Annotated in this window: 19 protein-coding genes; 8 read left to right on the top strand and 11 right to left on the bottom strand. The window is 64.8% G+C overall.

Annotated elements, in window-relative coordinates:
* Window positions 1-100: 100 nt before the first annotated feature.
* Together GGD63_RS24175 and GGD63_RS24170 are read right to left on the bottom strand one after the other, a co-directional pair.
* On the bottom strand, window positions 101-1,645 hold the full coding sequence (locus GGD63_RS24175) for an acyl-CoA synthetase (protein ID WP_183245654.1): 1,545 nt from the start codon (window positions 1,643-1,645) through the stop codon (window positions 101-103).
* A 163-nt stretch (window positions 1,646-1,808) separates the two neighbouring features.
* On the bottom strand, window positions 1,809-2,618 hold the full coding sequence (locus GGD63_RS24170; protein WP_183245653.1) for a crotonase/enoyl-CoA hydratase family protein: 810 nt from the start codon (window positions 2,616-2,618) through the stop codon (window positions 1,809-1,811).
* Between the two features lie 105 nt (window positions 2,619-2,723).
* Between GGD63_RS24170 and GGD63_RS24165 the strand changes: the two genes are divergently transcribed.
* Together GGD63_RS24165 and GGD63_RS24160 are read left to right on the top strand one after the other, a co-directional pair.
* Window positions 2,724-3,596 carry an SDR family oxidoreductase gene (locus tag GGD63_RS24165; RefSeq protein ID WP_183245652.1) on the top strand — a complete coding sequence of 291 codons (873 nt, stop codon included), beginning with the start codon at window positions 2,724-2,726 and terminating at the stop codon, window positions 3,594-3,596.
* 117 nt (window positions 3,597-3,713) lie between these two features.
* Window positions 3,714-5,291 (top strand): fatty acid--CoA ligase, encoded by a 1,578-nt coding sequence (locus GGD63_RS24160; protein WP_183245651.1) that lies wholly within the window; start codon window positions 3,714-3,716, stop codon window positions 5,289-5,291.
* Window positions 5,292-5,473: 182 nt separating this feature from the next.
* Here the strand turns inward: GGD63_RS24160 and GGD63_RS24155 are convergent, their stop codons facing one another.
* A complete protein-coding gene (locus GGD63_RS24155) occupies window positions 5,474-6,748 on the bottom strand; it encodes an acyl-CoA dehydrogenase family protein (protein WP_183245650.1) in 1,275 nt (424 codons plus the stop codon).
* Window positions 6,749-6,960: 212 nt separating this feature from the next.
* Between GGD63_RS24155 and GGD63_RS24150 the strand changes: the two genes are divergently transcribed.
* Complete coding sequence (locus GGD63_RS24150; RefSeq protein WP_183245649.1) at window positions 6,961-7,740, top strand: enoyl-CoA hydratase-related protein; 780 nt, start codon at window positions 6,961-6,963, stop codon at window positions 7,738-7,740.
* Window positions 7,741-8,040: 300 nt separating this feature from the next.
* Here GGD63_RS24150 and GGD63_RS24145 read toward each other — a convergent pair whose 3' ends face one another.
* The 3 genes from GGD63_RS24145 to GGD63_RS24135 are packed head-to-tail and all read right to left on the bottom strand — an operon-like array spanning window position 8,041 to window position 10,193.
* Window positions 8,041-8,418, bottom strand: a complete 378-nt coding sequence (locus GGD63_RS24145) for a DUF6285 domain-containing protein (protein ID WP_183245648.1) — start codon at window positions 8,416-8,418, stop codon at window positions 8,041-8,043.
* 3 nt (window positions 8,419-8,421) lie between these two features.
* Window positions 8,422-9,408 carry a phosphotransferase family protein gene (locus GGD63_RS24140; RefSeq protein WP_183245647.1) on the bottom strand — a complete coding sequence of 329 codons (987 nt, stop codon included), beginning with the start codon at window positions 9,406-9,408 and terminating at the stop codon, window positions 8,422-8,424.
* Window positions 9,405-10,193 (bottom strand): enoyl-CoA hydratase/isomerase, encoded by a 789-nt coding sequence (locus GGD63_RS24135; protein ID WP_183245646.1) that lies wholly within the window; start codon window positions 10,191-10,193, stop codon window positions 9,405-9,407. Before GGD63_RS24135 ends, GGD63_RS24140 begins: the two co-directional genes overlap by 4 nt.
* 165 nt (window positions 10,194-10,358) lie before the next feature.
* Between GGD63_RS24135 and GGD63_RS24130 the strand changes: the two genes are divergently transcribed.
* The 3 genes from GGD63_RS24130 to GGD63_RS24120 all read left to right on the top strand — a co-directional run bounded on the left by GGD63_RS24130 (window position 10,359) and on the right by GGD63_RS24120 (window position 13,203).
* Entirely contained in the window at window positions 10,359-11,138 is a 780-nt protein-coding gene (locus tag GGD63_RS24130) for an SDR family NAD(P)-dependent oxidoreductase (protein ID WP_183245645.1), read from the top strand.
* 116 nt (window positions 11,139-11,254) lie between these two features.
* Window positions 11,255-11,635: a VOC family protein gene (locus GGD63_RS24125; RefSeq protein ID WP_183245644.1), complete on the top strand. Its 381-nt coding sequence runs from the start codon at window positions 11,255-11,257 to the stop codon at window positions 11,633-11,635.
* 290 nt (window positions 11,636-11,925) lie between these two features.
* Window positions 11,926-13,203 carry an acyl-CoA dehydrogenase family protein gene (locus GGD63_RS24120; protein ID WP_183245643.1) on the top strand — a complete coding sequence of 426 codons (1,278 nt, stop codon included), beginning with the start codon at window positions 11,926-11,928 and terminating at the stop codon, window positions 13,201-13,203.
* A gap of 195 nt (window positions 13,204-13,398) precedes the next feature.
* Here the strand turns inward: GGD63_RS24120 and yghU are convergent, their stop codons facing one another.
* A complete protein-coding gene (gene yghU / locus GGD63_RS24115) occupies window positions 13,399-14,274 on the bottom strand; it encodes a glutathione-dependent disulfide-bond oxidoreductase (protein ID WP_183245642.1) in 876 nt (291 codons plus the stop codon).
* Between the two features lie 378 nt (window positions 14,275-14,652).
* Between yghU and GGD63_RS24110 the strand changes: the two genes are divergently transcribed.
* Window positions 14,653-15,786: a nitronate monooxygenase gene (locus GGD63_RS24110; protein ID WP_183245641.1), complete on the top strand. Its 1,134-nt coding sequence runs from the start codon at window positions 14,653-14,655 to the stop codon at window positions 15,784-15,786.
* 114 nt (window positions 15,787-15,900) lie between these two features.
* Window positions 15,901-17,418 (top strand): acetyl-CoA acetyltransferase, encoded by a 1,518-nt coding sequence (locus GGD63_RS24105; RefSeq protein WP_183245640.1) that lies wholly within the window; start codon window positions 15,901-15,903, stop codon window positions 17,416-17,418.
* Between the two features lie 130 nt (window positions 17,419-17,548).
* Here the strand turns inward: GGD63_RS24105 and GGD63_RS24100 are convergent, their stop codons facing one another.
* From GGD63_RS24100 to GGD63_RS24085, 4 genes are all read right to left on the bottom strand, one after another.
* Window positions 17,549-18,751 (bottom strand): efflux RND transporter periplasmic adaptor subunit, encoded by a 1,203-nt coding sequence (locus tag GGD63_RS24100; RefSeq protein WP_183245639.1) that lies wholly within the window; start codon window positions 18,749-18,751, stop codon window positions 17,549-17,551.
* Complete coding sequence (locus GGD63_RS24095; RefSeq protein ID WP_183245638.1) at window positions 18,738-21,917, bottom strand: efflux RND transporter permease subunit; 3,180 nt, start codon at window positions 21,915-21,917, stop codon at window positions 18,738-18,740. Before GGD63_RS24095 ends, GGD63_RS24100 begins: the two co-directional genes overlap by 14 nt.
* A 169-nt stretch (window positions 21,918-22,086) precedes the next feature.
* The gene (locus GGD63_RS24090; RefSeq protein ID WP_183245637.1) at window positions 22,087-23,781 is read right to left on the bottom strand and encodes a methyl-accepting chemotaxis protein; all 1,695 of its coding nucleotides are present in this window, start codon (window positions 23,779-23,781) and stop codon (window positions 22,087-22,089) included.
* 238 nt (window positions 23,782-24,019) lie between these two features.
* Complete coding sequence (locus tag GGD63_RS24085; protein ID WP_183245636.1) at window positions 24,020-25,711, bottom strand: methyl-accepting chemotaxis protein; 1,692 nt, start codon at window positions 25,709-25,711, stop codon at window positions 24,020-24,022.
* Window positions 25,712-25,832: the final 121 nt, after the last annotated feature.

Here is a 25,832-nt window from a genome sequence, read left to right as displayed (position 1 = left end):
GCGCGCAGCGTCCTGGACTGCATCGAGCACGGCGCTACGATATTGCCCTATTCAAGGACGCTCCCCCTTGACCACGGGTAGGAGGTCCTACGGCATCACCTCAGATCTTCCGGCCTGCCTGCTCCCAATAGGGATCGCGCAGGCGGCGCTTGAAAATCTTGCCGGAGTCTTCGCGCGGCAGCCCGGAGCGGATCTCGATGTGCTTGGGCACCTTGTAGTCGGCGAGCGAGGTCTTCAGCCGCGCGCGAACATCGGCGGCATCGAGCGTGACGCCGGCTTGCGGCTCCACCACGGCCATCAGCGCCTCGCCGAACTCGGCATCGGGGATGCCGAACACCGCGCAATCGTGCACGCCGGATACGGCGTGCAGCACGGATTCGATCTCGGCCGGGTAGATGTTGACGCCCCCTGATATCACCATGTCGCGCTTGCGGTCGCAGATGAAGACGTAGCCGTCCTCGTCGATATAGCCGACATCGCCGGAGGTGATGAAGCCGTCGCGGTCGATCTCGGCGCGCTTCTCCGGCTTGTTGTGGTAGGTGAAGTCGGCAAGCTCCGCCATGCGGGAATAGATCTCGCCGATTTCGCCGACGCCGAGCACGCTTCCGTCCTCGCCGAGAAAGCGCAGCTCGGCGCCGGGCGATATCCTGCCGACGGTGCCGGGTTTCTTCAGCGCGTCCTCTGAGGTCGCGAAGGTCACGGCGCTGGATTCGGTCGAGCCGTAGAATTCGTAGATCACCGGCCCCCACCACTCGATCATGGCGCGCTTGACGTCGGCCGGGCATGGCGCCGCGGCGTGGATGACATGGCGCAGGGAAGAGACGTCGTACTTCCCGCGCACTTCTTCCGGCAGCTTCATCAGACGGATGAACATGGTGGGCACCATGAAGATGGTGTCGATCTTGTAACGCTCGATCAGCTCAAGAAACTCCTCCGCCTCGAAGCGCGGCATCAGCACCAGCGCGCCGCCGAGCTTGCCGGCGCGGATGCCGAACGAGTTCGGCGCGGAATGATAGAGCGGGCCCGGCAGCAGCGCGCGGGCGCCGGGCTTGAGCCCATAGATCATCGCACGCACGCGTTCGCCGGCAGCCTGCTGCTCCGGTGTCGGCGCGTTGCGCCGCACGCCCTTGGGATGGCCTGTCGTGCCCGAGGTGTAGATCATGTTCATCGGTTGCGGCACGACCGGGCCGTCATAGGGTTGCTGCTGCGTGAGCCAGGATTCGAAATCGATCGCGAAGTCCGGCGTGGTCAGGTGATCCGGATCGATCTTGTAGCTGGACAGGATCTCCGGCGGCGTCGGCACGCTGAGCACAGTGACCCCTTTGGGAATCGCATCGCGCAAGCCATGCAGCATATCGGCATGCCCGATCAGCACGGAGGTGCCGGTATCGCCAAGGATGTAGTTGATCTCCTCCGGCTTGAAATGCCAGTTGATCGGCACGCCATAGGCCCCGAGCCGCATCGCGGCGTAGGCAGCTTCCAGGAAGGCGATGTCGTTGCGCATCAGCATGCAGACGCAATCGCCCTGGCGGACGCCGATTGTGGCGAGGCCGGAGGCGATGCGATCGGCGCGGTCGGCGACCTCGGCGTGGGAACGGCGGCGCTCGCCGGAGACGATGCCGAGAAATGGGGACGTTTCGCTCACTTTTGTTTTCCGATCTTTCGTCGGGTTGAGAAACGTGGACACCACACAACTCGTCATTCCGGGGCGATGCGAAGCATCGAACCCGGAATCCATGTCGCAGCAAGACATGCGGCGCGATGGATTCCGGGCCTGCGCCTACGGCGCATCCCGGAATGTCAGAAAGCTAATCCGCAAACTTCGGCGCACGCTTCTCCAGGTTGGCGCGCACCGCTTCGGTCTGGTTCGGACTGCCGATCAGCTTCTGCTGCTCGACCGACTCCGCGAGCAGTGCCGGCCCCGGATCAACCGAGAGATTGTTGAGGAGACGCTTGGCGGCGCGGATCGCATCGGGGCTTTTTCCCGCGATCTCGCGCGCAGCCTCGAGCGCGGCCGCGCGCGGGTCATCGCAGATGCGCGTGGCGAGGCCGTAACTCATCGCCTCCTGCGCGGAGAAGATACGCCCGGTGTAGGTGAGATCGCGCAAGATGTCGTCGCGCACGAGCGAGGCAAGGATCGGCGTGCCCGCCATATCGGGCACGAGGCCCCATTTGATTTCCATCACCGACATCCGCGCATCGGCGCTGAGGAACCGCATGTCGGCACCGAGCGAGAGCTGGAAGCCGCCGCCGAAGGCGACGCCGTGCACCGCCGCGATCACCGGAACCGGAAGCTGGCGCCAGCCCCATACCGCCTGTTGCGGGAAGTTCGCCTGGCCGTGCGTGCGCACGGTGAGGTCGCGATTTTCGCCACCCGGAATTCCATTGCCGCCTTTCTCCTGCATGGCGGCAAAACGCCCCATGTCGAGACCGGCGCAGAAGGCGCGGCCTTCACCGGAGAGCACGACGGCGCGTACGCTCTTGTCCTTCGAAAGCCGGTCCGTTGCGGCGACAAGGGCCTCGAACATGGCCTGATCGAGCGCGTTCATCTTGTCCGCACGCACCAGGCGCACGTCGGCGACGCCTTCCGAGATCGAGATCGAGACGCGCTCTTCCATGGATGAATTCTCCCCTGTTCTTGTTCGGTGCCGCTTTACAGAAAGCTGGCGGCCGGATTTAGTCAATCGACCAATTAACTGACAATCCGTACGGGAGAAACAGCGATGTTCAAGGAAAATCTTCTGGCCGGACGGCGCATTCTCGTGACCGGCGGCGGCACCGGGCTCGGCAAGTCGATGGCGGCGCGTTTCCTGCAGCTCGGCGCCGAGGTCCACATCTGCGGCCGGCGCAAGATCGTGTGCGACGAGACCGCGACCGAGCTGATGGACCAATATGGCGGCCGCGTCACCAGCCACGGCGTCGATATCCGCAACGCGCTCGCTGTCGACGAGATGATCGAGACCATCTTTCGCGAAGGCCCTCTCACCGACCTCATCAACAATGCCGCCGGCAATTTCATCTCGCGCAGCGAGGAGCTATCGCCGCGCGGCTTCGATGCGGTCGCCAATATCGTCATGCACGGCACGTTCTACGTCACGCACGCGATCGGCAAGCGCTGGATCGCGTTGAAGCAGCCCGGCAACGTCGTTTCGATCACCGTGACCTGGGTGCGCAACGGCTCTCCTTACGTGGTGCCGTCGGCGATGAGCAAGTCGGCGATCCACGCCATGACGATGTCGCTCGCCACCGAATGGGGCCGCTACGGCATCCGCCTCAACACGATCGCGCCGGGCGAGATCCCGACCGAGGGCATGAGCAAGCGCATCAAGCCGGGCGACGAGGCCGGCGCACGCACCAAGGCGATGAACCCGATGGGCCGCGTCGGCACCATGGAGGAGCTGCAGAACCTCGCGGTGTTCCTGATCTCCGGCGGCTGCGACTGGATCAACGGCGAGACCATCGCCATGGACGGCGCGCAGGCGCTCGCCATGGGCGGCAATTTCTACCAGCTCCGCGACTGGAGTGACGACGACTGGAAGACCGCCCGCGAGAGCATCATGGCGCAGAACGAGAAGGACCGGGCGAAGCGGGGGTAGAACTGCTCTCCGCCGTCGTCCTGACGAAAGCCAGGACGACAGCGGGGCCACGTCTTGTCTTCACCCGCGGATGACGCCACACTCCCCGGCATAAGAACAAGTCGCCACGGGAGAAACATGTCCACACAGCCATTGGCGGACCTCGCCGACATGGTGCGCGAGCGCGCGAAGAGCCGCGGCAGCGCCATTGCCTATGAATTCGAGGGCCGCGCCACCAGCTTTGCCGAATTCGACATCAAGACCAACAAGGTCGCGAACGCGCTTCTCGCGATGGGCGTGAACAAGGGCGATCGCATCGCCTATCTCGGCAAGAACAGCGATCTCTATTTCGAGCTGCTGATGGGCGCGATGAAGTCCGGCGTGGTGATGGCGCCGGTGAACTGGCGGCTCGCAGGGCCGGAGGTCGCCTTCATCGTTTCCGATTGCAGGGCGCCGGTGCTGTTCGTCGGGCCGGAGTTCATCACGCAGGTGCGCCAGATCAGGGACCAGTTGCCGGGCGTGCGCACCATCATCACCACCGAAGGCGGCGCGCCGGAATGGCAGGATTTTACGGCCTGGCGGGACGCGCAGAGCGGCGACAATCCAAAAGTGCCGATCGACACGAAGGACATCGCGATCCAGCTCTACACGTCGGGCACCACAGGCAAGCCGAAGGGCGCGATGCTGTCGCATGCGAACTTCCTCAACCTCGTGCAGACAGGCAATGCCGCGGACAAGCCGGAGTGGAACCGGTGGTCGACCGATGACGTCTCGCTGGTGGCGATGCCGATCTTCCATATCGGCGGCTCGGGCTGGGGCGTGATGGGGCTGTATCACGGCGCCCGCGGCGTGATCGCGCGCGAGTTCGACCCGACCAAGGTACTGGATTTCTTCGAGCAGTCGGGCATCACCAAGCTGTTCATGGTGCCGGCGGCGATGCAGTTCGTGGTGCGGCAACCGCGCGCGAAGACGGTGGATTTTTCGCGGCTGAAATACATGCTGTACGGCGCCTCGCCCATTCCGGCGGCGCTGCTGAAGGAATGCATCGAGGTCTTCAAATGCGGCTTCGTGCAGATGTACGGCATGACCGAGACCACCGGCACCATCGTCGCGCTGCCGCCTGAGGATCATATCGAGGGCCTCGAGCGGATGCGTTCGGCCGGCAAGGCACTGCCGGGCGTCGAGATCGCGATTTTGGACATCGACGGCAAGCCGCTGCCGCCGCGTGAGGTCGGCGAGATCGCGACGCGCTCGGGCTCGAACATGGCGGGCTACTGGAATTTGCCGGAGGCGACCGCCGCAACATTGCGCGGTGACGGCTGGCTGCGCACGGGCGATGCCGGCTACATGGATGAGGACGGCTATCTCTACATCCACGACCGCATCAAGGACATGATCATCTCCGGCGGCGAGAACATCTATCCCGCCGAGGTCGAGAGCGCGCTGTGCGATCATCCCGATGTCGCCGAGGCCGCCGTGATCGGCGTTCCCGACGACAAATGGGGCGAGGCGGTGAAGGCGGTGGTGGTGATGAAATCAGGCAAGCAGGCGACAGCCACCGACATCATCAACTTCACCCGCGAGCGCATCGCCGGCTACAAGACGCCGAAGAGCGTGGAGTTCCTGCCGGCGCTGCCGCGGAATCCGAGCGGAAAGATCCTGCGGCGGCAGTTGCGCGAGCCGTATTGGGCGGGCAAGGACCGGCGGGTGAATTGATTGCGAAATGGCGAAGCAATCCACAGCACCACCGCGGTGACATTTCTGGATTGCTTCGCTTCGCTCGCAATGACGGTGTGGAGACAGTGCGCGCCTCTCTCCCCGTCATTGCGAGGAGTCCTTGCGACGAAGCAATCCAGACTGCCGCCGCAGCAAGACGCTTCGTCGCATTCGCACGGCTATCAATGCTTCCCCGGCCCCATATAGCCGAACAGAAACCCCGCCACCTTGCGCATCTGGATTTCCTCGCTGCCCTCGGTGATGCGATAGCGGCGGTGGTGGCGGTAGATGTGCTCGAACGGCTTGTGGCGTGAATAGCCCATGCCGCCATGGACCTGCATGGCGCGGTCGGCGGATTCGCAGCAGAGGCGGTTTGCAAAATAGTTGCACATCGAGACGCGGTCGGACAGCGTGCGCTCGATCTGCTCCTCGGTGAGCTGGTCCATCTCCCAGGCGGTCTTGCGGATCAGAAGGCGCAGCATCTCGGCTTGCGTCGCGAGCTCGACCAGCGGGAACTGGATCGCCTGGTTCTCGGCCAGCGCCTTGCCGAACGGCTTTCGTTCGCGCGCATATTTGACGCTCTCGTTGATGCAATAGACGGCAGCGCCGAGCGAGCTCGCGGCCTGACGGATGCGGTTCTGGTGCACGAAGCACTGCGCCAAGGACAGACCGCGGCCGACCTCGCCGAACTGCGCGTCTTCCGGCACGAACACGTCGGTGAAGCTGACACGCGGGTGATCGGTCGGCATGTTGAAGGTCCACATGTACTCCTCGATCCTGACGCCGTGGCTCTTGGCCGGCACCAGGAAGCAGGTGATGCCGCGGGCATCGCCGTCATTGCCGCTGGTGCGCGCGAACAGCGCGCAGTGGGTGGCGACGTGCATGCCGGTGGTCCACATCTTCTCGCCGTTGATGATCCAGCCCTTGACGTTGTCGCGGGTCGCCGGCACCGCGCGCGTCTCCATGTGGGTGGCGTCCGAGCCGTGATGCGGCTCGGTCAGGCCAAAGGTGATGCGGTACTTGCCCCTGATCGAGCCGTCGATCATCGCTTTCTGGTCGTCGCGGCCGTAGCGGTCGAGCATGGTGACGACGGGGAAATTGCCGACGATGGAATGCTCGTTCTGGAGATCGTTGTGCAGGCCGAGCCCCTTTGCGGCAAAATGCTCGCGGATCACCGCCATCCAGAGATTGGAGCCGTCCCTGCCGCCATATTGCTTCGGCACCGGAAAGCGCAGGTGCCCGGCGGCATCCGCAAGATCCTTCGCCTTGCGCAGCAGCGCTTCCCATTCATGCCGCGGCAGGCCGCCATTCTCGAAATCGGTGCGCGCCCATTCGCGGCGATGATCGAAGAATCGGATGTTGTCATCGGCCTCTTCCAGCGGCTTGATCTCGCGTTCGATGAAACGGTCGAGTTCTCCGAGATAGGCAACGAGGTCGGCAGGCAGCGAGAAATCCATGGCTCTCTCCCGGATCGATTTTGTCGTTTTGCGTTAAGGCGCTAGGCGCACCTTTGCTTCGCACGATTAAGGTGAGAGGAGCGCGCGCAAGTCAAGCAAGCCGAGGCGTGCCGGCTACGCAAGGCGCACCAGCGCAATTCGATGGTGCTCGAACGCCGACGCGCGCTAGTATGACGCCGATATTCCTTCAGAAGAGAATGCGGGAGCGCGCGATGGAGCTGAAATTTTCCAAGCTGGAACGCAAGGGTCCAATCACGATCGTCACGCTGTCGCGGCCCGAGGTCTACAACGCGCTGCACACCGACGCGCATTTCGAGCTGCAAAAAGTGTTCGACGATTTCTCTGCCGATCCCGAACAGTGGATTGCGATCGTCACAGGCAGCGGCGACAAAGCGTTCTGCGCCGGCAATGACTTGAAGTGGCAAGCGGCCGGCGGCAAGCGCGGCTGGGACAAGGGCGGCTTTGCCGGCCTCACTTCGCGATTCGACTGCGACAAGCCGATCATCGCCGCGGTGAACGGCGTCGCCATGGGCGGCGGTTTCGAGATCGCGCTGGCCTGCGACCTCATCATCGCCTCGGAGAATGCGACCTTCGCCCTGCCCGAGCCGCGCGTTGGCCTTGCCGCACTCGCCGGCGGCCTGCACCGGCTGCCGCGGCAGATCGGGCTGAAGCGCGCCATGGGCATGATCCTCACCGCACGCCATGTCAGCGCCAAGGAAGGTTTCGAGCTCGGCTTCGTCAACGAGGTTGTGCCGCAGGGCGAGGCGCTCGTCGCCGCGCTGCGCTGGGCCGAGACGATCACCAAGAACTCGCCGATGTCGATCCGTGCGTCGAAGCAGGCGATCCAGCGGGGGCTTGGCGTATCGCTGGAGCAGGCGATCGAGGAGCAGCGGGAGTATCCGGCCGTGAAGGCGATGGTGGCCTCGCAGGACTATATCGAGGGCCCGAAGGCGTTCTCGGAGAAGCGGCCGCCGAAATGGGTGGGGAAGTAACCCCGATTGTCATTCCGGGGCGCGCCCACTTGGGGCGCGAGCCCGGATTCCATTGAGCGACAGAACACGCGGATAAATGGATTCCGGGCTCGTCGCTGCGCGACGCCCCGGAATGACGGGGGAGAGAGTGGCACGCACCTAGCCCACATCACCGGTGTCATGCCCCGGCTTGACCGGGGCATCCAGTACGCCGCGGCTTCTCGGTTCAATCTCTGCCGTCTCTGGAATACTGGATCGCCCGCCCCTGTGCGCAATTGCGCACTAGGCGGGCGATGACAGCGAGTGTGGAGCGCGACCTCCCTACCCGCCCCGCCCCTGCTCCCTTTTGTACGAGGCATAGTTCGGCTGGTCCACGGCCAGCTTGTCCATTGTGGTCGCCCACAGATGCTCGGCGAGGCCCGGGGTTGTGAGATCGACCTCGCCGCTCGCGATGCGATCGGCGAGCGCGCGGTTGAGCTCCGTCACCGAGCCATCGATGCCGAGCAGCGCGCGCAGGCGCTCCACCTCCGCAGCATCACTTCCCTCTTCCTGCATCAGCTGCCGCGTCACGAGATCGAGGATGTTGATGGCGACGCGCAGCTTGAAGGCCTGGTGGCCGGAGATCAGCGGCGCGATGTCGGTGCGGAGGAAGTCGGCGACCGATTTGGTCAGCTCGATCGGGGTCGGCTCGTCCTGCATGTGTCAACTCCCGCGCGGCGCCAAAAGCCGCAACAGATCGATCTCGGTCTCGGAGGCGCGGCGGCCGATCATGGCGCGCTCCATGGAATGATCCGGCCCTTCGCGGAACCGCTGCATCATGCCGCCGCACATGATGCCCCAGCGCAGCGTCCCCATCACCTCCCAGAACTTTACGCGTGCGGGATCGACCTCGCGGCCTGCCGCTTCATAGCCGGCGAACAGCTCCTCGCGTGTGCCAAAACCGCCGACGGGCTTGTCGATCTCGCCGAAACGCCAGGAGTTCACGCAAACCCAGCCGAGGTCCTCCATGGGATCGCCGAGATGGGCGAGCTCCCAGTCGAGCACGGCGCGAACACCGTCCGGGCCGATGATGAGATTGCCGTTGCGGAAGTCGCCGTGCACCAGCGTGGTCTCGACTGAGGGGCCGGGATCGTGGTCGCGCAGCCAGCGCAGCGCGAGCTCGAACACGGGCTTGGGCCAGTCCAGGCTGCGATAGTCGCGCTCGAACTCAGAGATCTCCTGGGTGGCGCCGCGGCCGCGCAGCTCCGGCAATTTGTCCAGCGGCAGCCTGTGCAGGCCCGCAAGCACGCCGCCGATCTGCCGCGCGAGATGCGGCCGCGCCGCCGCGAACATGTCATCGCGAAGAATCTTGCGCGCGATGGTCTCGCCGTCGATCCGCTGCATGATGAAGCCGGTACCGAGATCATCCTCAGCCGTCAGCACATGCATCACGCGCGGCGACGGCACGCCGGCCTCGAACGCGAGCTGCATCAGCTGCGCCTCGACGGCGAGGCCCGCCGCGCGCGTTGGCGCTGCGCCATAACCCTTCGGCGAGCGGCGCAGGATCGCGCCGATTGGCCCATTGGGATGCATGATGTCGAAGCGCCAGGTCTCCTGGCTGGCACCGCCGGACAGTTTTGCCGCGCCAGTGACGCCGGTCGCGCCCGGGTACCAGCGCACGACGCTGCGCGAAAGCTCGGCCTCGATCATTTGCCCTTGAACTGCGCGGGCCGCTTCTCAAGAAACGCGCCGACGCCCTCGCGAAAATCCTGGGTGCCGCCGGCGCGGAGCTGGCACTGGAATTCGAGATTGAGCTGGTCCTCGAAGGAATTTTCCGGGCTGTCCCAGTAGAGCTTGCGGATCAGCGACAGCGCGACCGTTGGGCCGCTGGCGAGCTCGCGCGCGAGCTTCATCGCCTCCTCCATCAGCACGCCATCGTCATAGACGCGGTTGACGAGGCCCCACTCCAGCGCCTTCTCTGCCGGCAGCCGCTCGCCCATCAGCGACAGCTCGATCGAACGTGCCCGGCCGACGAGGCGCGGCAGCAGCCAGGTCGAGCCGCAATCCGGCACGAGGCCGATGCGGCGGAACGCTTGAAGAAAGTACGAGGACCGCGCGCATAAAATCATGTCGCCGAGCAGCGCGAAGCTCATGCCGGCGCCCGCGGCCGGACCATTGACTGCGGTGACGATCGGGCAGTGCAGATTGCGGATGCGGCGCAGGAAGGGGTGAAAGCCGGTCTCCAGCGTCAGGCCGGCCTTGGTCTTCTTCGACTGGTTGTTGCGGCCCTGCAAATTCGCTCCGGTGCAGAACGCGCGGCCCGCGCCGGTCAGCACCACGCAGCGCACCTCGTCCTTCTTCTCCTCGATCGTGTCGAGCGCCTCGGCAAGGCCGCCGAGCATGTCCATCGAGACCGCGTTCATCACCTCCTGATGGTCGAGCCTGAGGATCGCGACCGAGCCATCGAAGTCGAGCGTGACGTGCTTGAACTGCATTGTTTCCTCGTCCGTTGCGGCCGCGATGTTTCGCAGACCGGAATTTGCCTGTTCCGGGGCGCATATTTGATTTTTGTCGCGGCCTTGTCCATGGTGATCGGGACATAGCAAGCAATCTTGTGCGCAGCGGCTGACGCGCGCCATGCCAAATCTGGGAAACGCTCCATGACCATTTTCGACCTCACCGGCCGCGTCGCCGTGATCACCGGCGGCAACGGCGGCATCGGGCTCGGCATCGCACAGGCGCTTGCCGGCCAGGGCTGCAACGTCTCGATCTGGGGCCGCAACGCCGACAAGAACAAGGCTGCTGCCGCGAGCATGGCGGGGCTCTCAGGCAAGGTCCAGACCCGCGTCTGCGACGTCACCGATCCCGCCTCGGTCGACGCCGCGATGAAAGCCACGCTCGACATTTTCGGCCGGGTCGATGGCTGCTTCGCCAATGCCGGCATCGGCGGCGGCGGACGGCGCTCCTTCATCGAGCGCACCGAGGAGGAATGGCGGACGATGTTTGCGACCAATCTCGATGGCGTTTTCCACGCATTCCAGGCCGCGGCCAGACACATGACCGAGCGCGCCAATGCCGGCGATCCCTTCGGCCGCCTGGTTGCGACCTCGAGCCTCGCCTCGATCTTCGGCACCGCCCGCAACGAGCACTACGCGGCGACCAAGGCCGCGATCAATGCGCTGGTGCGCGCGCTCGGCGTCGAGCTGGCGCGCCACGGCGTTACTGCAAACGCGATCCTGCCCGGCTGGATCAAGAGCGACATGACCGCAGGGCTGATGGCCAACGACAAGTTCGTCGCCAACGTGATGCCGCGGATTCCGCAGCGCCGCTTCGGCGAAGCATCCGACTTCGGCGGCATCGCGGTGTACCTGATGAGCAAGGCATCGTCGTATCACACCGCGGACACGTTCGTGATCGACGGCGGCTACACGGCGTTCTGATCTTTTCCGTTCGTAGCCCGGATGGAGCGAAGCGCAGTCCGGGATTTCTAGAAGCAAGCAAGACCCGGATTTCGCTCCGCTCCATCCGGGCTACAGAATCTGAGGGGATAGGGCAAATGTTCTCGCACGTGATGATCGGCACCAACGACCTCGACAAGGCCAAGGCGTTCTACGACAGCCTGCTGAGCACACTCGAGGTGCGGCCGGCCAGGGTCGATGGCCATCGCATCTTCTACATCACCAAGACCGGCGTGTTCTCGGTGTCGAAGCCGATCAACGGTGAGCCGGCGACCTGCGCGAACGGCGGCACCATCGGCTTTGCCGCCAACTCGCCTGAGCAGGTCGACAAGTGGCACGCCGCCGGCGTCGCCGCCGGTGGAACGCCGATCGAGAATCCGCCCGGCATCCGCGAGGGCGCGGGGAACAAGCTTTATCTCGCCTATTTGCGTGACCTCGACGGCAACAAGATCTGCGCGATGCACCGGATGGCGAACTGATCGCTCAGGATGCTGTCATTCCCCGCGACGGCGGGGAATCCAGTACGCCGCAGCTTCTCGGTTCAATCGCTGCCGTCTCGGAGTACTGGATCGCCCGCCTCCGCGGGCGATGACGGCGGAGAGTGTGGCGCGGTGTGCCCAGCGCGCTCCTTCATTCAAACAACATTTCAAACGCCCTCGCGATATTCCATCGCGTGGTATGGCGCCGCGTGAAAAATGCGCGCTCGCACTTTGGCCGCGCTGCGACTATTCTCGCGTTCAGCACGAACTCAGCGCCCCCGGGAGGAACAATGACAAAACACACCTACATTCCCCGCACCACCAACTACACCCTCAATCCCGGCGACGAGCTCAACGACTTGCGGATGTCGGACCAGGTCCGGCCGCTCTACGACCACGTCAAGAAGTTCATCCGCGACACCGTCGAGCCGATGTCGATCGAGTTCGCCAAGGCCGGCGAAGGCAAGGAGGACCGCTGGAGTTTTACGCCGAAGCAGCTCGAGGTGCTCGAGAAAGCGAAGAACAAGGCCAAGCAGGAAGGCCTCTGGAACTTCTTCATGCCCGATGACGAGACCGGCAAGGGCCTTAAGAATCTCGACTATGCCTACATCGCCGCCGAGCTCGGCAAGAGCCCGCTGGCCTCCGAGACCATGAACTGCTCGGCGCCCGACACCGGCAACATGGAGGTGCTGGAGCGCGTCGGCACCAAGGAGCAGAAGGAGAAGTGGCTGAAGCCGCTGCTCAACGGCGAGATCCGCTCGGCCTATGTCATGACCGAGCCGAACGTCGCCTCCTCCGACGCCAAGAACATCTCGACGACGGCAAAGCTCGTCGGCGATGAATGGGTCATCAACGGCGAGAAGTATTACATTTCGGGCCTTGGCGATCCCCGCTGCAAGATTCTCATCGTGATGGTGAAGACCAATCCGGACGCGGCGCCGAGCAAGCAGCAGTCGCAGATCCTGGTGCCGCGCGACACGCCCGGCGTCGAGGTGCTCGGCCCCATGTATGTGTTCGGCCAGGACCACGCGCCGCGCGGCCACATGCACATGCGCTTCAACAACGTGCGCGTGCCCAAGGAGAACATGCTGCTCGGCGAAGGCCGCGGCTTCGAGATCTCGCAGCTCCGCCTCGGGCCGGGCCGCATCCATCACTGCATGCGCACCATCGGCAAGGCCGAGAAGGCGCTCGATCTGATGGTGCAGCGGGGCCTCACCCGCGAAGCCTTCGGCAAGAAGATCGCCCATCTCGGTGGCAACATGCAGATCATCGCGCAGGCCCGCTGCGAGATCGAGGCGATGCGGCTGATGGTCTTGAAGGCCGCCAAGGCGATGGACGTGCTCGGCAACAAGGAGGCCCGCGTCTGGGTCTCCATGGTCAAGGCCATGGTGCCGGAGCGCGCCTGCAAGATCATCGACCAGGCGATCCAGATGCACGGCGCCACCGGCATCTCACACTGGACCCCGCTCGCCGAAATGTACCAGGACGTCCGCCACCTGCGCTTTGCCGACGGTCCCGACGAGGTGCACTGGATGGTGGTCGGCCGCCACGAGCTGAGCATGGCGTGAAGACTCTCTCGTCCCCCTCTCGCCGTTCTTACGGGGCGGCGACGAGCTTCGCTCGCGCTGAGAGGGTTGGGGTGAGGGGCCTCTCTCCGCGCCTGAGATCGCAGTGAGACCTGTGCCCCCTCACCCGGAATCCGCGCTTTTCAGCGCGCATTCCGACCTCTCCCCGCAAGCGGGGAGAGGTGAAGAAGAAAGCGCCTACGTCGCGGGCACGAGCTTGTCCTGCGTCTTCGTTTCGAAATCGCTGGCGTCGTGGCGCTCGTGGAGCTGGCTGGCGGGATCGCCGGAGACGCGGTTGACCATGCGGCCGCGCTTCACGGCCGGGCGCTGCGCGATCTGGTCGGTCCAGCGCTGCACATTCTTGTAGTCCTGCACCGACAGGAATTCGCCGGCGCCGTAGACGAGCCCCTTGGCGAGCGCGCCGTACCAGGGCCACACCGCGATGTCGGCGATGGTGTACTCCTTGCCCGCGAGATACTCGTTGTCGGCAAGGCGACGGTCGAGCACATCGAGTTGGCGCTTGGTCTCCATCGCGAAACGGTCGATGGCGTATTCGATCTTGAACGGCGCATAGGCGTAGAAATGGCCGAAGCCGCCGCCGAGATAGGGCGCGCTGCCCATCTGCCAGAACAGCCAGGACATGGCTTCGGTGCGGGTCTTGATGTCCTTGGGCAGGAAGGCGCCGAACTTTTCGGCAAGGTAGAACAGGATCGAGCCGGACTCGAACACCCGGATCGGCTCCGGACCGGAACGATCCATCAGCGCCGGGATTTTCGAATTCGGGTTGATGTCGACGAAACCGCTGCCGAACTGGTCGCCATTGCCGATCCTGATCAGCCAGGCATCGTATTCGGCCCCCTTGTGGCCGAGCGCCAGAAGCTCCTCCAGCATCACCGTGACCTTCACGCCGTTCGGCGTCGCCAGCGAATAGAGCTGGAGCGGATGCTTGCCGACCGGCAATTCCTTGTCGTGGGTGGGGCCGGCGATCGGGCGGTTGATGCTGGCGAACTGCCCGCCATTCTCCTTGTTCCAGGTCCAGACTTTGGGCGGCACGTAGGCGGGGGCGTCGGTCATGCGGGGGCTCCGGCGGAAAGATGCGTCTGCATTAATTAGCCCGCAAACGGCCGATGACAAGGGCACCGAAATGCATTGCCGGGCGGGGCAACTCTGCGTTTTGTCATGGCACCCCCTCCCCGCCGTCATTCCTGGGGCGGGCGGAGGGCGAGCCCGGAATCCATCGCATCGCCAGGAATGCTGTGAGAAATGGATTCCGGGTTCTCGCTTGCGCGAGCCCCGGAATGACGGCGTCACCTAGGACGCCGCGGCCTGCGGCCCGCGGATAGAGCGCGACGTCTACACACAAGATGCCTCGCCGAATCCGGCATGTCATCGATCGACTAGCGTCACTTTGCTTGGCAACGAGAACGCGAAGCCTGCCGCCGGGAGAGAACCATGAAATCGCCGATCTGCGACATGCTGGGCATCGAGTTTCCGCTGCTCGCCTTCAGCCATTGCCGCGACGTCGTCGCCGCCGTCAGCCGCGCCGGCGGCTTTGGCGTGTTGGGGGCCACCGTGCACACGCCCGACACGCTCGAGCGCGAGCTGAAATGGATCGACGACCACGTCGACGGCAAGCCCTACGGCATCGACGTGCTGATCCCCGAAAACATCTCCACCGCGGGCGAGAAGGACGTCACCTGGAAGAGCCTGGAGGCGCGCGTGCCGCAGGCGCACCGCGACTACACGCGCGATCTCCTGAAGAAATACGATATCGAGCTGACCACCACTGAAGTCGCGGACAATCAGCCGCAACCGTTCGACGGGAAGACCGCACTTCAATTGCTCGAGGTCTCCTTCAATCATCCGATCCGCCTGATCGCAAATGCGCTGGGCGTGCCGCCGAAGGCGATGATCGAGATGGGCAAGAAGCACGGCGTGCCGGTCGCAGCGCTGGTCGGCGCCAAGGAGCACGCGCTGCGCCAGGTCGCGGCCGGTGTCGACATCCTCGTGGTGCAGGGCACCGAGGCCGGCGGCCATTGCGGTGAGGTCTCGACCATGGTGCTGGTGCCGGAGGTGATCAAGGCGATCAAGCCCATCCGCGACGTGCCGGTGCTGGCGGCCGGCGGCATCATGACGGGCCGGCAGATGGCGGCCTGCATGGCGATGGGCGCGGCCGGCGCCTGGACCGGCTCGGTGTGGCTTGCGACGGTGGAGGCGGAGACCACGGAGATCTTCCGCGAGAAGATGATCGCGGCGTCCTCGCGCGATGCGGTGCGCTCGAAGGGCCGCACCGGCAAGCCGGCGCGGCAGCTCCGCTCGGTCTGGACCGATGCCTGGGACCGTGCGCCGGAGAGCCCTGGCGCGCTCCCGATGCCGCTGCAAAGCATCGTCAGCCGCGACGCCTTCAACGCGATCGATCGCGCAGCAGCGGCCGGCAATGCGAAGGCGCGCGATCTCGTCAGCTACTTTGTCGGCCAGGGCGTCGGCCTGATCGACAGCGTGAAGTCGGCGGGTGCGGTGGTGCAGGAGTTCAAGGAAGATTTTGCCGAAGCCGTCGAGCACATGAATGCGCTGGTGGCGGAGTAGCATCCACATCGTCATTGCGAGCGCAGCGAAGCAATCCAGACTGCCTCTGCGGAAAGAATCTGGATTGCTTCGCTCCGCTCGCAATGACGAACAACCGACATCGTGAATTGATGCATGACAGATAAGACCAACATCCCCGAAGACCGCACCCCCGTCATCGTCGGCATCGGCGAGATCGTCGATCGCCCCAAGGAGATCACTGAGGGCCTCGAGCCGCTCGATCTGCTCGAACAGGCGCTGCGGCGCGCCGAAGTCGATGCCGGCGCAAGGCTGCTTGGTGAGGTGCAGTCGCTCGACGTCGTCAACTTCCTGAGCTGGCGCTATCGCGATCCCGAAAGACTTTTGGCGCAACGCCTCGGCGTCGCGCCTGCGCATTGCTATTACGGCCCGGTCGGCGGCGAGAGCCCGATCCGCTACATCCACGAGGCGGCCAAGCGCATCGCGCGCGGCGAATGCAGCGTCGCGGCGATCTGCGGCGCGGAGGCGCAGTCGACTGCGACCAAGGCGGAGCGTGCCGGCGTCAAGCTGCCATGGACGCCGTTCGCCCATGATGTCGAGGAGCCCAAGCGCGGCGCGGCGTTCCAGAAGCCGCTGGCGGTGAAGCTCGGCGTGTTCCGTCCCGTGACGGTCTATCCGTTCTACGAGGCCGCCTCCTCCGCGCATTGGGGGCAGACACCGCGCGAGGCAATGGCGGAGTCAGGCACGCTGTGGTCGCGCTATTCGGAAGCCGCCGCGCAAAATCCCAACGCCTGGCTGAAGCGGCGCTATGCGCCTGAGGAGATCACGACGCCGACGGCCGACAACCGGTTGATCGCCTGGCCCTACAACAAGCTCATGGTCGCCAATCCCAGCGTCAACATGGGCGGCGCGCTGCTGCTGACGAGCCTCGCCGAGGCGCGCGCGGCCGGCATTGCGGAAGACAAGCTGGTCTATCCGCTCGGCGGCGCCTCGGCGGAGGAGCCGCGCGACTATCTCTTGCGCGACCAGTTTTACGAGAGCCATCCGCAGAATGCGGTGCTGAAAGCGGTGATGGACCTCGCCGGCGGCGATGGCGAAAAATTCGACGCAATCGAGCTCTACAGCTGCTTCCCTTGCGTCCCGAAGATGGCGCGGCGAACATTGGGCCTAGGCCCCGACGTGCAGCCGACCGTGACCGGCGGCCTCACCTTCTTCGGCGCGCCGCTCAACACTTACATGACCCATGCGGCCTGCGCGATGGTGCGGCGTGTGCGCGATGGCGCCAGACTCGGCCTGCTCTATGGCCAGGGCGGCTTCGTCACCAAGCATCATGCGCTGGTGGTCTCGAAGACGCCGCCGCGCGAGGCGCTGGCGCAGGAGACGAGCGTGCAAGCCGAGGCCGACCGCAACAAGCGCGCGGTGCCGGAGTTCGTGACGGAGGCTTCGGGCAACGGCAAGGTCGAGAGCTTCACGGTGCTCTATGGCCGCGGCGGCGATGTCGAGCACGGCGTGGTGATGCTGCGGACGCAGGACGATCGCCGCACGCTGGCGCGAATTCCGGCGAGTGATCGTGCGACGCTGGCGCATCTGCTCGACATGGACCGCACACCGGTCGGCTCGCTCGGCGAGATCAAGATGGCTGCGGATGGCGTGCCGGAGTGGCGGGTGGCGTAGCTCTTGTAGGGTGGGTTAGCCGAAGGCGTAACCCACCACTGTTCGTATCCACTGAAACAGAAGAGGTGGGTTACGCCCAGCGAACTGCGCTTTGCGCAGTCGCAAGGCTAACCCACCCTACGAGACCGCCCTAGCTCTTCGGCGGCTGCTTCTCCGACGCGGTCGCCGGCTTGCCCTTGGCGCCGGCGCCGACGACGCGGACCGCATCACCGTCGGAGAGGCCGTCCGGCGGAGCGGTGATGACGCGGTCGTCCGGCGCAATCCCAGAGGCGAGCTCGATCTCGCGGCCGAGATCGCGGGCGATGGTCACGGTCTTGAACCGCACCTTGTCGTCCGCGCCGACGGTCGCAACGCGCAGGCCGTTGCCGTTGAAGATCAGCGCGCTGGCGGGAATGCTGAGCGGCGCGGAGTCGCGCTGGAGGTTCAGCTTCACGCTGGCATAGCCGCCGGGCATCAGCTCGCCGGAAGAGTTATCCAATCCAAGCTGCATTCGCGTGGTGCCCGAGGCAATGTCGACGGCCTGCGAGGAGGCCTCCACCGTCGCCTGGAAGGTGCGGTTCGGGTACTCCGGCAGCGTGATCGTGGCCTTGGCGCCGATCCTGATCGCCGGCACGTAGTTCTGGGGCACGTTGACGTAGACGCGCAGCTTGGTGATGTCGGAGATCACGAACATCGCCGGGCCCGAGCCGCCGCCGGCATTGATCAGTGCGCCGACATCGGTATCGCGTGCCGTCACCACGCCGTCGAACGGCGCAGTGATCTTCTTGTAGCCGGCGAGCGCTTCCAGCCGCTCGACATTGGCTTTGCCCGAATTGACGGCGGCGTTCTTGTTGGAGAGATCGGCGGTCCGTTCATCGATCTCCTGCGCGGAGACGAAGTTGGACGCGACCAGTGTCTTGCGCCGGTTGAGCGTTGCTTCGGACAATCTTGCGCTGGCCTGCTGGCTGGCGAGGTCGGCTCTAGCCTGCAACAGCTGCTGATCGAGATCCGGCGCCTCGATCTCGGCGATCACCTGCCCTGCCTTGACGCGGGCGCCGATGTCGGCGCTCCAGCTTTTGAGATAGCCGCTGACGCGGGCGAAGATCGGCGCGCGATAATAGGCCTCGAGCCGTCCCGGCAGATCGATGGTGGCGTTGAGAGCCTTGGCATTCGGCAGGGTCACCGCGACGCTGGGAACCGCCTGGTCGTCGGTCCATTCCTTCAGCTTGGAGCCCTGCTCCTCGCGGGCGCGGATGCCGGTGCCGACGACAAGGCCTGCCGCAATCAGCGCCACCACGCCGAAAATGCCCAGTTTCCGGTGCGATACCGGGGAGCGGGATTCAGTGGGCGACATGCGGAGTCTCCAATGAGGCGGCGACTTTGGCGCCTTGTTTCTTGTGGACCATGCTGAACACCACGGGAACGAACATCAGCGTGGCGAAGGTTGCAAAGATCAGGCCGCCGATCACGGCGCGGCCGAGCGGCGCATTCTGCTCGCCGCCCTCGCCCAGCCCCAGCGCCATCGGCGCCATGCCGATGATCATGGCGAGTGCGGTCATCAGCACGGGGCGGAACCGGACGAAGCCTGCCTCGAGCGCTGCGGCGATGGGATCGCCGAGCTCCTCGTAACGCTCGCGCGCAAAGGAGATCACGAGCACGCTGTTGGCGGTGGCGACGCCCATGCACATGATCGCGCCGGTGAGCGCCGGCACCGACAGCGTGGTCTCCGTCATGAACAGCATCCAGACAATGCCGGCGAGCGCGGCCGGCAGCGCCGTGATGATCACGAACGGATCGGACCAGGACTGGAAGTTCACGACGATCAGGAAGTAGATCAGCACGACGGCCCCGAGCAGGCCGAACAGCAGACCGGTGAAGGCGCTGTTCATGGTCTGCACCTGACCGAGCAGCACCACGGAGGAGCCCTTCGGAACTTCCTTCGCGGTATCGGCGATCAATTTTCGGATGTCGGCAGAGACAGCGCCGAGATCGCGGCCCGAGGTCGTGGCAAAGATCTGCACCATCGACTGGATGTCGTATTGGGAGACGACAGCGCTCGAGGTCGAACGCTTGATGTCGGCGATGCCGCCGAGGATCGGCGACTGTGCATTGCCGGCGGCCGTGATCGGCAGCGTCTGCAGCGCGCTGAGCGAGTCGATCTGGTATTGCGGCGTCTGCATCACGATCGAATAGGACACGCCGTTATCAGGGTTGAGGTAGTAGGTCGGCGCCACCTGCGAGGAGCCGGCGAGATTGACCACGAGGCTGTTGGTGACGTCGCGCTCCGTCAGGCCGACATATTGCGCGCGGGTGCGGTCGACATCGATGTTGAAGGTTGGGTTACTCGGCGATTGCTGGATGCGCGCATCGGCCACGCCCGGAATGCGCCGGACCTTTGCCAAAAGATTGTTGGCATAGGCAAAGTTGGCGCTGAGATTGGCGCCACGAATCTGCAGGTCGATCGGCGCCGGCGCGCCGAAGTTCAGGATCTGGCTGACGATGTCGGCCGGCAGGAACGCGAAGCTCACGCCGGGGAACAGGCGCGGCAATTGCTCACGCAGCACCTTCACATGCTCCTCGGTCGGCTTGTGGCCTTCCTTCAGCTTGATCTGGATGTCGCCGTCCTGCGGGCCGATCACGCCGGTGTTGTTGTAGGTCATGTTGATGCCGGAGATCGGCATGCCGATGTTGTCGGTCATGGTCTCGATCTCGCCCGGGATCAGCTTGCGCACTGCCTTCTGCACGTCGGCGAGCTGGTTGGCGGTCTCCTCGACGCGGGTGCCGACCTGGGTGCGAACATGCATCAGGATATTGCCGGCATCGACCGCAGGGAAGAAGTTGCGCCCCAAGAACGGCACCAGCGCGAAGGACGTACCGACCACGCAGAGGAAGCCGATCACGAACACCGCTCGGTGTCCAAGCGCCAACCCCAGCAGATTGTGGTATCCGCCGCGAATGCGCTCGAACCGCGCCTCGAAGCCGCGCTGGAACCAGACCAGGGGATTGCGCGACTTCGGCGGCCCATCCTCGTGATGGACATGGGCCTTGAGCAGATAGTTCGCCATGGTCGGCACCAGCGTGCGCGACAGGATGAACGACCAGATCATCGCGAACATCACCGCTTCCGCCATCGGCACGAACAGGAAGCGCGCGACGCCGGTGAGGAAGAACATCGGCACGAACACGATGCAGATACAGAGCAGCGAGACGAAGGCCGGCGTCACGATCTGGTTGGCGCCGTCGAGGATCGACTGCTCGACCGGCTTGCCCTGCTCCAGGTGATAGTTGATGTTCTCGATCGTGACGGTGGCGTCGTCGACGAGGATGCCGACTGCGAGCGCAAGGCCGCCGAGCGTCATGATGTTCAGCGTCTCGCCGATCGCCGACAGCATGATGATGGCGCCCAGCACCGAAAGGGGGATCGACACCGCGATGATGATGGTCGAGCGCCAGCTGCCGAGGAACAACAGGATCATGACGCTGGTCAGCAGCGCCGCGATCACGCCCTCGAAGGCGACGCCCTGGATCGCGCCGCGGACGAACACTGACTGGTCGCCGATGAAGCCGATCTTCAAGGCGTCCGGGAGCTGGTCCTTGACCTCGATCACCTTCTGCTTGATGCCGGCGATGATATCGAGCGTCGAGGTCGCGCCCGCCTTCAGCACCATCATCAGCACCGAGCGGTTGCCGTCGACATGGACGATGTTGGTCTGCGGCGGATTGCCGTCGCGCACGGTCGCGACGTCTCGCACATAGACCATGGCGCCGTTGACGGTTTTGATCGGCAGATTGCCGAGCTCGTCGATCTGGAGAGGCGAGTTGTTGAGCTGGATGTTGTATTCGAACTGGCCGATCTTCTGGGTGCCGACCGGCGTGATCAGGTTCTGTGCGGCGAGCGCGTTGGCGACGTCCTGGCCGGACAGGCCGCGCGCCTGGAGCGCGGTCGGATCGAGATCGATCTGGACCTGGCGCTGCTTGCCGCCGAACGGATACGGGATCGCCGCGCCGGGCACGGTGACCAGCGGCGTGCGCAACTGGTTGATGCCGATGTCGGCGAGGTTCTGCTCGGTGAGGCCGTCACCCGACAGCGCCACCTGGATGATCGGCACGGTCGAGGCGGAGTAGTTCAGGATCAAGGGCGGCGTTGCGCCAGGCGGCATCTGCTTGAGCAGCGTCTGCGAGATCGCGGTGACCTGCGCGTTGGCGGTGCGGATGTCGACGTTCGGCTGGAAGAAGATCTTGATGATGCCGAAGCCGTTGTAGGAATTGGCTGTGATGTGCTCGATGTCGTTGACGGTCGTCGTCAGCGCGCGCTGGAACGGCGTGGTGATGCGGCCCGACATCTGGTCCGGCGGCAGGCCGGTGTACTGCCAGACCACGCCGATCACGGGAATGCGAATGTCCGGGAAGATGTCAGTCGGCGTCCGCAGCGCCGCGAGCGGTCCGATGATCAGCAGCAGGAGCGCGAGCACGACAAATGTATAAGGCCGGCTCAGGGCAATACGGACCAGAGCAATCATGCGCCAGGCAATTCCAGGTCAGGCAGGGATACGGAATCCGCCCCCACGGGGATCCTCTTTCCCCTTTACCCGAGCACCGCCGGAAACGCTAATAACCAGGCACTATCCTGCATTCACTTCCCTGCTACCGCACTGCGAAATCGACATCGCAGCTATGCGGCCAGACATCTCACGCCGCGCGGACGGAGTTGAGGAACTTGCCGACCTCGAGCTTGAGCCGGTTGGAGTCGCGGGACAGCATCTGCGCCGCCGACAGCACCTGCGAGGAAGCCGAGCCGGTTTCGGATGCACCGCGCTGTACGTCGCCGACATTGGACGAAACCTGCTGGGTGCCCTGGGCCGCCTGCTGCACATTGCGGGCGATCTCCTGAGTGGCCGCGCCCTGCTGCTCCACGGCCGCAGCAATCGCCGAAGCGATTTCCGATAGACGCGCGATGGTGCCGCTGATCTCACCGATGGCGCTGACCGAATCCTGCGTCGCGGCCTGAATGCCGCCGACCTGCTGGCCGATCTCGCCGGTCGCCTTGGCCGTCTGCTCGGCCAGTGCCTTGACCTCGGAAGCGACCACCGCGAAGCCACGGCCGGCCTCGCCCGCGCGCGCCGCCTCGATCGTGGCGTTGAGTGCCAGCAGGTTGGTCTGGCCCGCGATGGCATTGATGAGCTCGACGACATCGCCGATCCGTGCCGCGGCCCGCGACAACTCGCTGACGCGTTCGGTGGTGGCCTGCGCCTGGCTGACGGCCTCGCTCGCGATCCGGGTGGAATCCTGCACCTGCCGGCCGATCTCGCGCACGGAGGATGACATCTCCTCGGCGGCCGACGCCACCGAATGGACATTGCTGGAGGCGGCCTCCGAGCCGGATGCGACCACCGTGGCCAATTCCTGTGCCCGGCCCGCAGTCGATGACAGGGTCGAGGCCGAAGCCTCGAGCTCTGTCGCGGCCGAGGACACGGTCTCGACGATCTCGCCGATCGCGGCCTCGAAGCCGTTGGCGAGCCTGGTCATGTCAGACTTGCGCTGCGCCTCGGCACGGCGCTGCACCGCCTGCACCTCGTCGCGGCTGAAACGGATGATGGTCTGCACGGTCTGGAGGTTGCGCAGCGCCTCGCCGATCTCGTCATCGCGGTCGATGACGATGCGGTTGTCGAGCTTGTCCTGCACGAGGTTGACCAGGGTGTCGTTGAGATGCTGCATCGGGCCCTGGATCGCGCGCATGGTCGCAAGGCCGGCAAAGCCGACGATGCCGGCGCCGGACAAGGCCAGCAGAGCCAGGGTCAGGCTGGTCGAGCCGCCGGTGGAGAGCGCACCGCCGATGCCAAGCACCAGCATGAACAGCACCTGCAGCGCCATCATCGTGACGAGGCGCGCCTTCAGGGTGCTGGTGAGGATCGAGAAGCGATCAAGCAGCGAGCGGCGACGGATGATGCCGGCGTCGATGCGATAGCCATACGGCTTCTTCTCGCGAATCGCGGCGTAGACTTCTTCAGCGAGCTTGCGCTGGTCGGCCGGCAGCCTGGTGCGGATGGAGGTGTAGCCCCTGAGCTGGCCATTCTCGCGGATCGGCGAGGCCGTTGCGAGCACCCAGTAGAAGTCGCCGTTCTTGCGCCGGTTCTTCACCGCGCCGAGCCAGGGCTTGCCCGCCTTCAGCGTATCCCAGAGATTGTCGAACGCCTCCGGCGGCATGTCGGGGTGACGGACGATGTTGTGCGGCTGGCCCATCAGCTCTGCCGACGTGAAGCCGGCGGCGGCCAGGAAGTCCTCGTTGAAGTAGGTGAGCTTGCCCTTGAGGTCGGTGCGCGAGACGATCAGCGTCTCGTCGCTAACAGGATATTCAACGTCGGTGACGGGAAAATTCTTGCGCATCTGGGCCCCCAGGGCGAGATTCGGTATGGACTCATTCCAACCGGGGCTGCCGCCGTTCGAAACAGCCCGCGCACAATTCTTGTAAATCGAATTTAACCATCGATGAAACGGCGGGCCCGTACAATTACGCTTGACCGTCACAATGCTACCTGCAGACGACATCATGCTACCGCAAAAAGAAAAACGGGCGGCGCTTGCGGCGCCGCCCGTTCGTCGATGCGGGGTCCGGCGTCGCGGCTTACGCAGCGCGGACGTTGGTCAGGAACTTGCTGACCTCGGTCCTGAGCCGGTTCGAGTCGTTCGACAGCATCTGCGCCGCCGACAGCACCTGCGAGGAGGCCGTGCCGGTTTCGGTCGCACCGCGCTGCACGTCGGTGATGTTCGAGGAGACCTGCTGGGTGCCCTGCGCCGCCTGCTGGACGTTGCGGGCGATCTCCTGCGTCGCTGCGCCCTGCTCTTCCACGGCCGCCGCGATCGCCGAGGAGATTTCCGACAGGCGCTCGATGGTCGAGGAGATCTCCTTGATCGCGCCGACCGAATCGTTGGTTGCCGCCTGGATGCCGGAGATCTGCTGGCCGATCTCGCCGGTCGCCTTCGCAGTCTGCTCGGCGAGCGCCTTCACCTCGGAGGCGACCACGGCGAAGCCGCGGCCGGCTTCGCCTGCGCGCGCCGCCTCGATGGTCGCGTTCAGCGCCAGCAGGTTGGTCTGGCCGGCGATGGTGTTGATCAGCTCGACGACATCGCCGATGCGGGACGCCGCCTTGGAGAGCTCGCTGACGCGCTCGGTCGTGGCGCGCGCCTGACCGACGGCGTCGCCCGCCATCCGCGCCGATTCCTGCACCTGGCGGCTGATCTCGCCAACGGACGAGGCCATCTCCTCGGTGGCCGAGGCTACCGACTGCACGTTGGTCGAGGCTTCCTCCGACGCACCGGCAACCGTGGTGGCCAGCCGCTGCGAGCGGTCGGCGGTCGAGGTCAGCGTCGAGGCGGAGGCCTCTAACTGGGACGAGGCCGATGAGACGGTCTGGACGATCTCGCCGATCATCGTTTCGAATTCGCGGGTGATGTTGTCGACGCGGCGACCGCGCTCGATCTTGGCCTCCGCGTCGGCCGCGGCAGCTTCGTCGGCGGCCTTCTTGGCGATCAGCGCCTCCTTGAAGATCTGGAGCACGTCGGCCATGGCGCCGATCTCCGTCTTCTCGCCGCGGTGCGGGACCTCGGCAGAGAGGTCGCCCCTGCCCAGCGCTTGCATCGGCAGGATGATCGAGTTGATACCCTTCGACACGTCCTGGACGAGATAGAAGCTGATACCGATGCCGGCGATGATAGCGGCTCCGAGGATGATCGAGACCAGCATGAAGGCGAAGGAATAGCTGTCCGCCGCATCCTGCGCGGCCTGATCACCGCCCTTGGTGTTGAGCTCGATGTCCTTGGTCAGGACTTCGTCCGACGCGAGGCCGATCTTGTTGACCGTCTTGGTGTTCAGCTCCCGCGCGTCGTGCGGGACCTTGCCGGCCTCCTTGCGCGACAGCGCCATGACCTCTTCGGTGCCCTTCTTGTAGTCGTCCCAGAGCTTGGCCCATTCGTTGTAGAGCCTCCGCTCCTCAGGAGAGGTGATCATCGGCTCGTAGGCCCTGCGCGCTTTCGCGAGAGCTTCGATGACGGTCGCCGCCGTCTTTTCGTTGGCCAGCTTGTCTTCTAGGGTCTCGGACAGCATGTGCTGGCGGACCACGTTGCGGTAGGTGATGACGGAGGCCCGGAGCTCGCCCAGCACCCGCACGCTCGGCATCCAGCTCGTGGTGATGTCGACCGTGTTGGCATTCATCGACCGCATCTTCATGACGGCGAGCAGGCCCATGCCGGCCATCGCGACCAGCAGGAACGCCACGACACTGATGATCTTGGCGCGGATGGAAATGGTGGCGAACATAACTGCTCTCTTTGCGTTGGCGCGGCGTCGCGTGCCGAAATGGTGAATCAACCAAAAGTTGCGACGCCGATATCCAACAACAAAGCGACCGAGCAGTTGTGAACTCCGACTCCGCCCAAGG

Origin of the sequence: Bradyrhizobium sp. cir1, assembly GCF_014198245.1 — a bacterium.
Lineage (GTDB): Bacteria > Pseudomonadota > Alphaproteobacteria > Rhizobiales > Xanthobacteraceae > Bradyrhizobium.
The sequence above is the reverse complement of the archived record's forward strand: the minus strand, read 5'-3'. Positions and strand labels throughout refer to the sequence as shown.

Bases quoted from the DNA above. Each gene is read 5' to 3' on its own strand.
- GGD63_RS24100 (WP_183245639.1), bottom strand. From the start codon at position 18,751: ATGTCGCCCACTGAATCCCGCTCCCCGGTATCGCACCGGAAACTGGGC.
- GGD63_RS24110 (WP_183245641.1), top strand. From the start codon at position 14,653: ATGAAATCGCCGATCTGCGACATGCTGGGCATCGAGTTTCCGCTGCTC.
- GGD63_RS24135 (WP_183245646.1), bottom strand. From the start codon at position 10,193: ATGCAGTTCAAGCACGTCACGCTCGACTTCGATGGCTCGGTCGCGATC.
- GGD63_RS24170 (WP_183245653.1), bottom strand. From the start codon at position 2,618: ATGGAAGAGCGCGTCTCGATCTCGATCTCGGAAGGCGTCGCCGACGTG.
- GGD63_RS24145 (WP_183245648.1), bottom strand. From the start codon at position 8,418: ATGCAGGACGAGCCGACCCCGATCGAGCTGACCAAATCGGTCGCCGAC.
- GGD63_RS24165 (WP_183245652.1), top strand. From the start codon at position 2,724: ATGTTCAAGGAAAATCTTCTGGCCGGACGGCGCATTCTCGTGACCGGC.
- GGD63_RS24155 (WP_183245650.1), bottom strand. From the start codon at position 6,748: ATGGATTTCTCGCTGCCTGCCGACCTCGTTGCCTATCTCGGAGAACTC.
- GGD63_RS24125 (WP_183245644.1), top strand. From the start codon at position 11,255: ATGTTCTCGCACGTGATGATCGGCACCAACGACCTCGACAAGGCCAAG.
- yghU (WP_183245642.1), bottom strand. From the start codon at position 14,274: ATGACCGACGCCCCCGCCTACGTGCCGCCCAAAGTCTGGACCTGGAAC.
- GGD63_RS24105 (WP_183245640.1), top strand. From the start codon at position 15,901: ATGACAGATAAGACCAACATCCCCGAAGACCGCACCCCCGTCATCGTC.
- GGD63_RS24090 (WP_183245637.1), bottom strand. From the start codon at position 23,781: ATGCGCAAGAATTTTCCCGTCACCGACGTTGAATATCCTGTTAGCGAC.
- GGD63_RS24085 (WP_183245636.1), bottom strand. From the start codon at position 25,711: ATGTTCGCCACCATTTCCATCCGCGCCAAGATCATCAGTGTCGTGGCG.
- GGD63_RS24120 (WP_183245643.1), top strand. From the start codon at position 11,926: ATGACAAAACACACCTACATTCCCCGCACCACCAACTACACCCTCAAT.
- GGD63_RS24160 (WP_183245651.1), top strand. From the start codon at position 3,714: ATGTCCACACAGCCATTGGCGGACCTCGCCGACATGGTGCGCGAGCGC.
- GGD63_RS24095 (WP_183245638.1), bottom strand. From the start codon at position 21,917: ATGATTGCTCTGGTCCGTATTGCCCTGAGCCGGCCTTATACATTTGTC.
- GGD63_RS24130 (WP_183245645.1), top strand. From the start codon at position 10,359: ATGACCATTTTCGACCTCACCGGCCGCGTCGCCGTGATCACCGGCGGC.
- GGD63_RS24150 (WP_183245649.1), top strand. From the start codon at position 6,961: ATGGAGCTGAAATTTTCCAAGCTGGAACGCAAGGGTCCAATCACGATC.
- GGD63_RS24140 (WP_183245647.1), bottom strand. From the start codon at position 9,408: ATGATCGAGGCCGAGCTTTCGCGCAGCGTCGTGCGCTGGTACCCGGGC.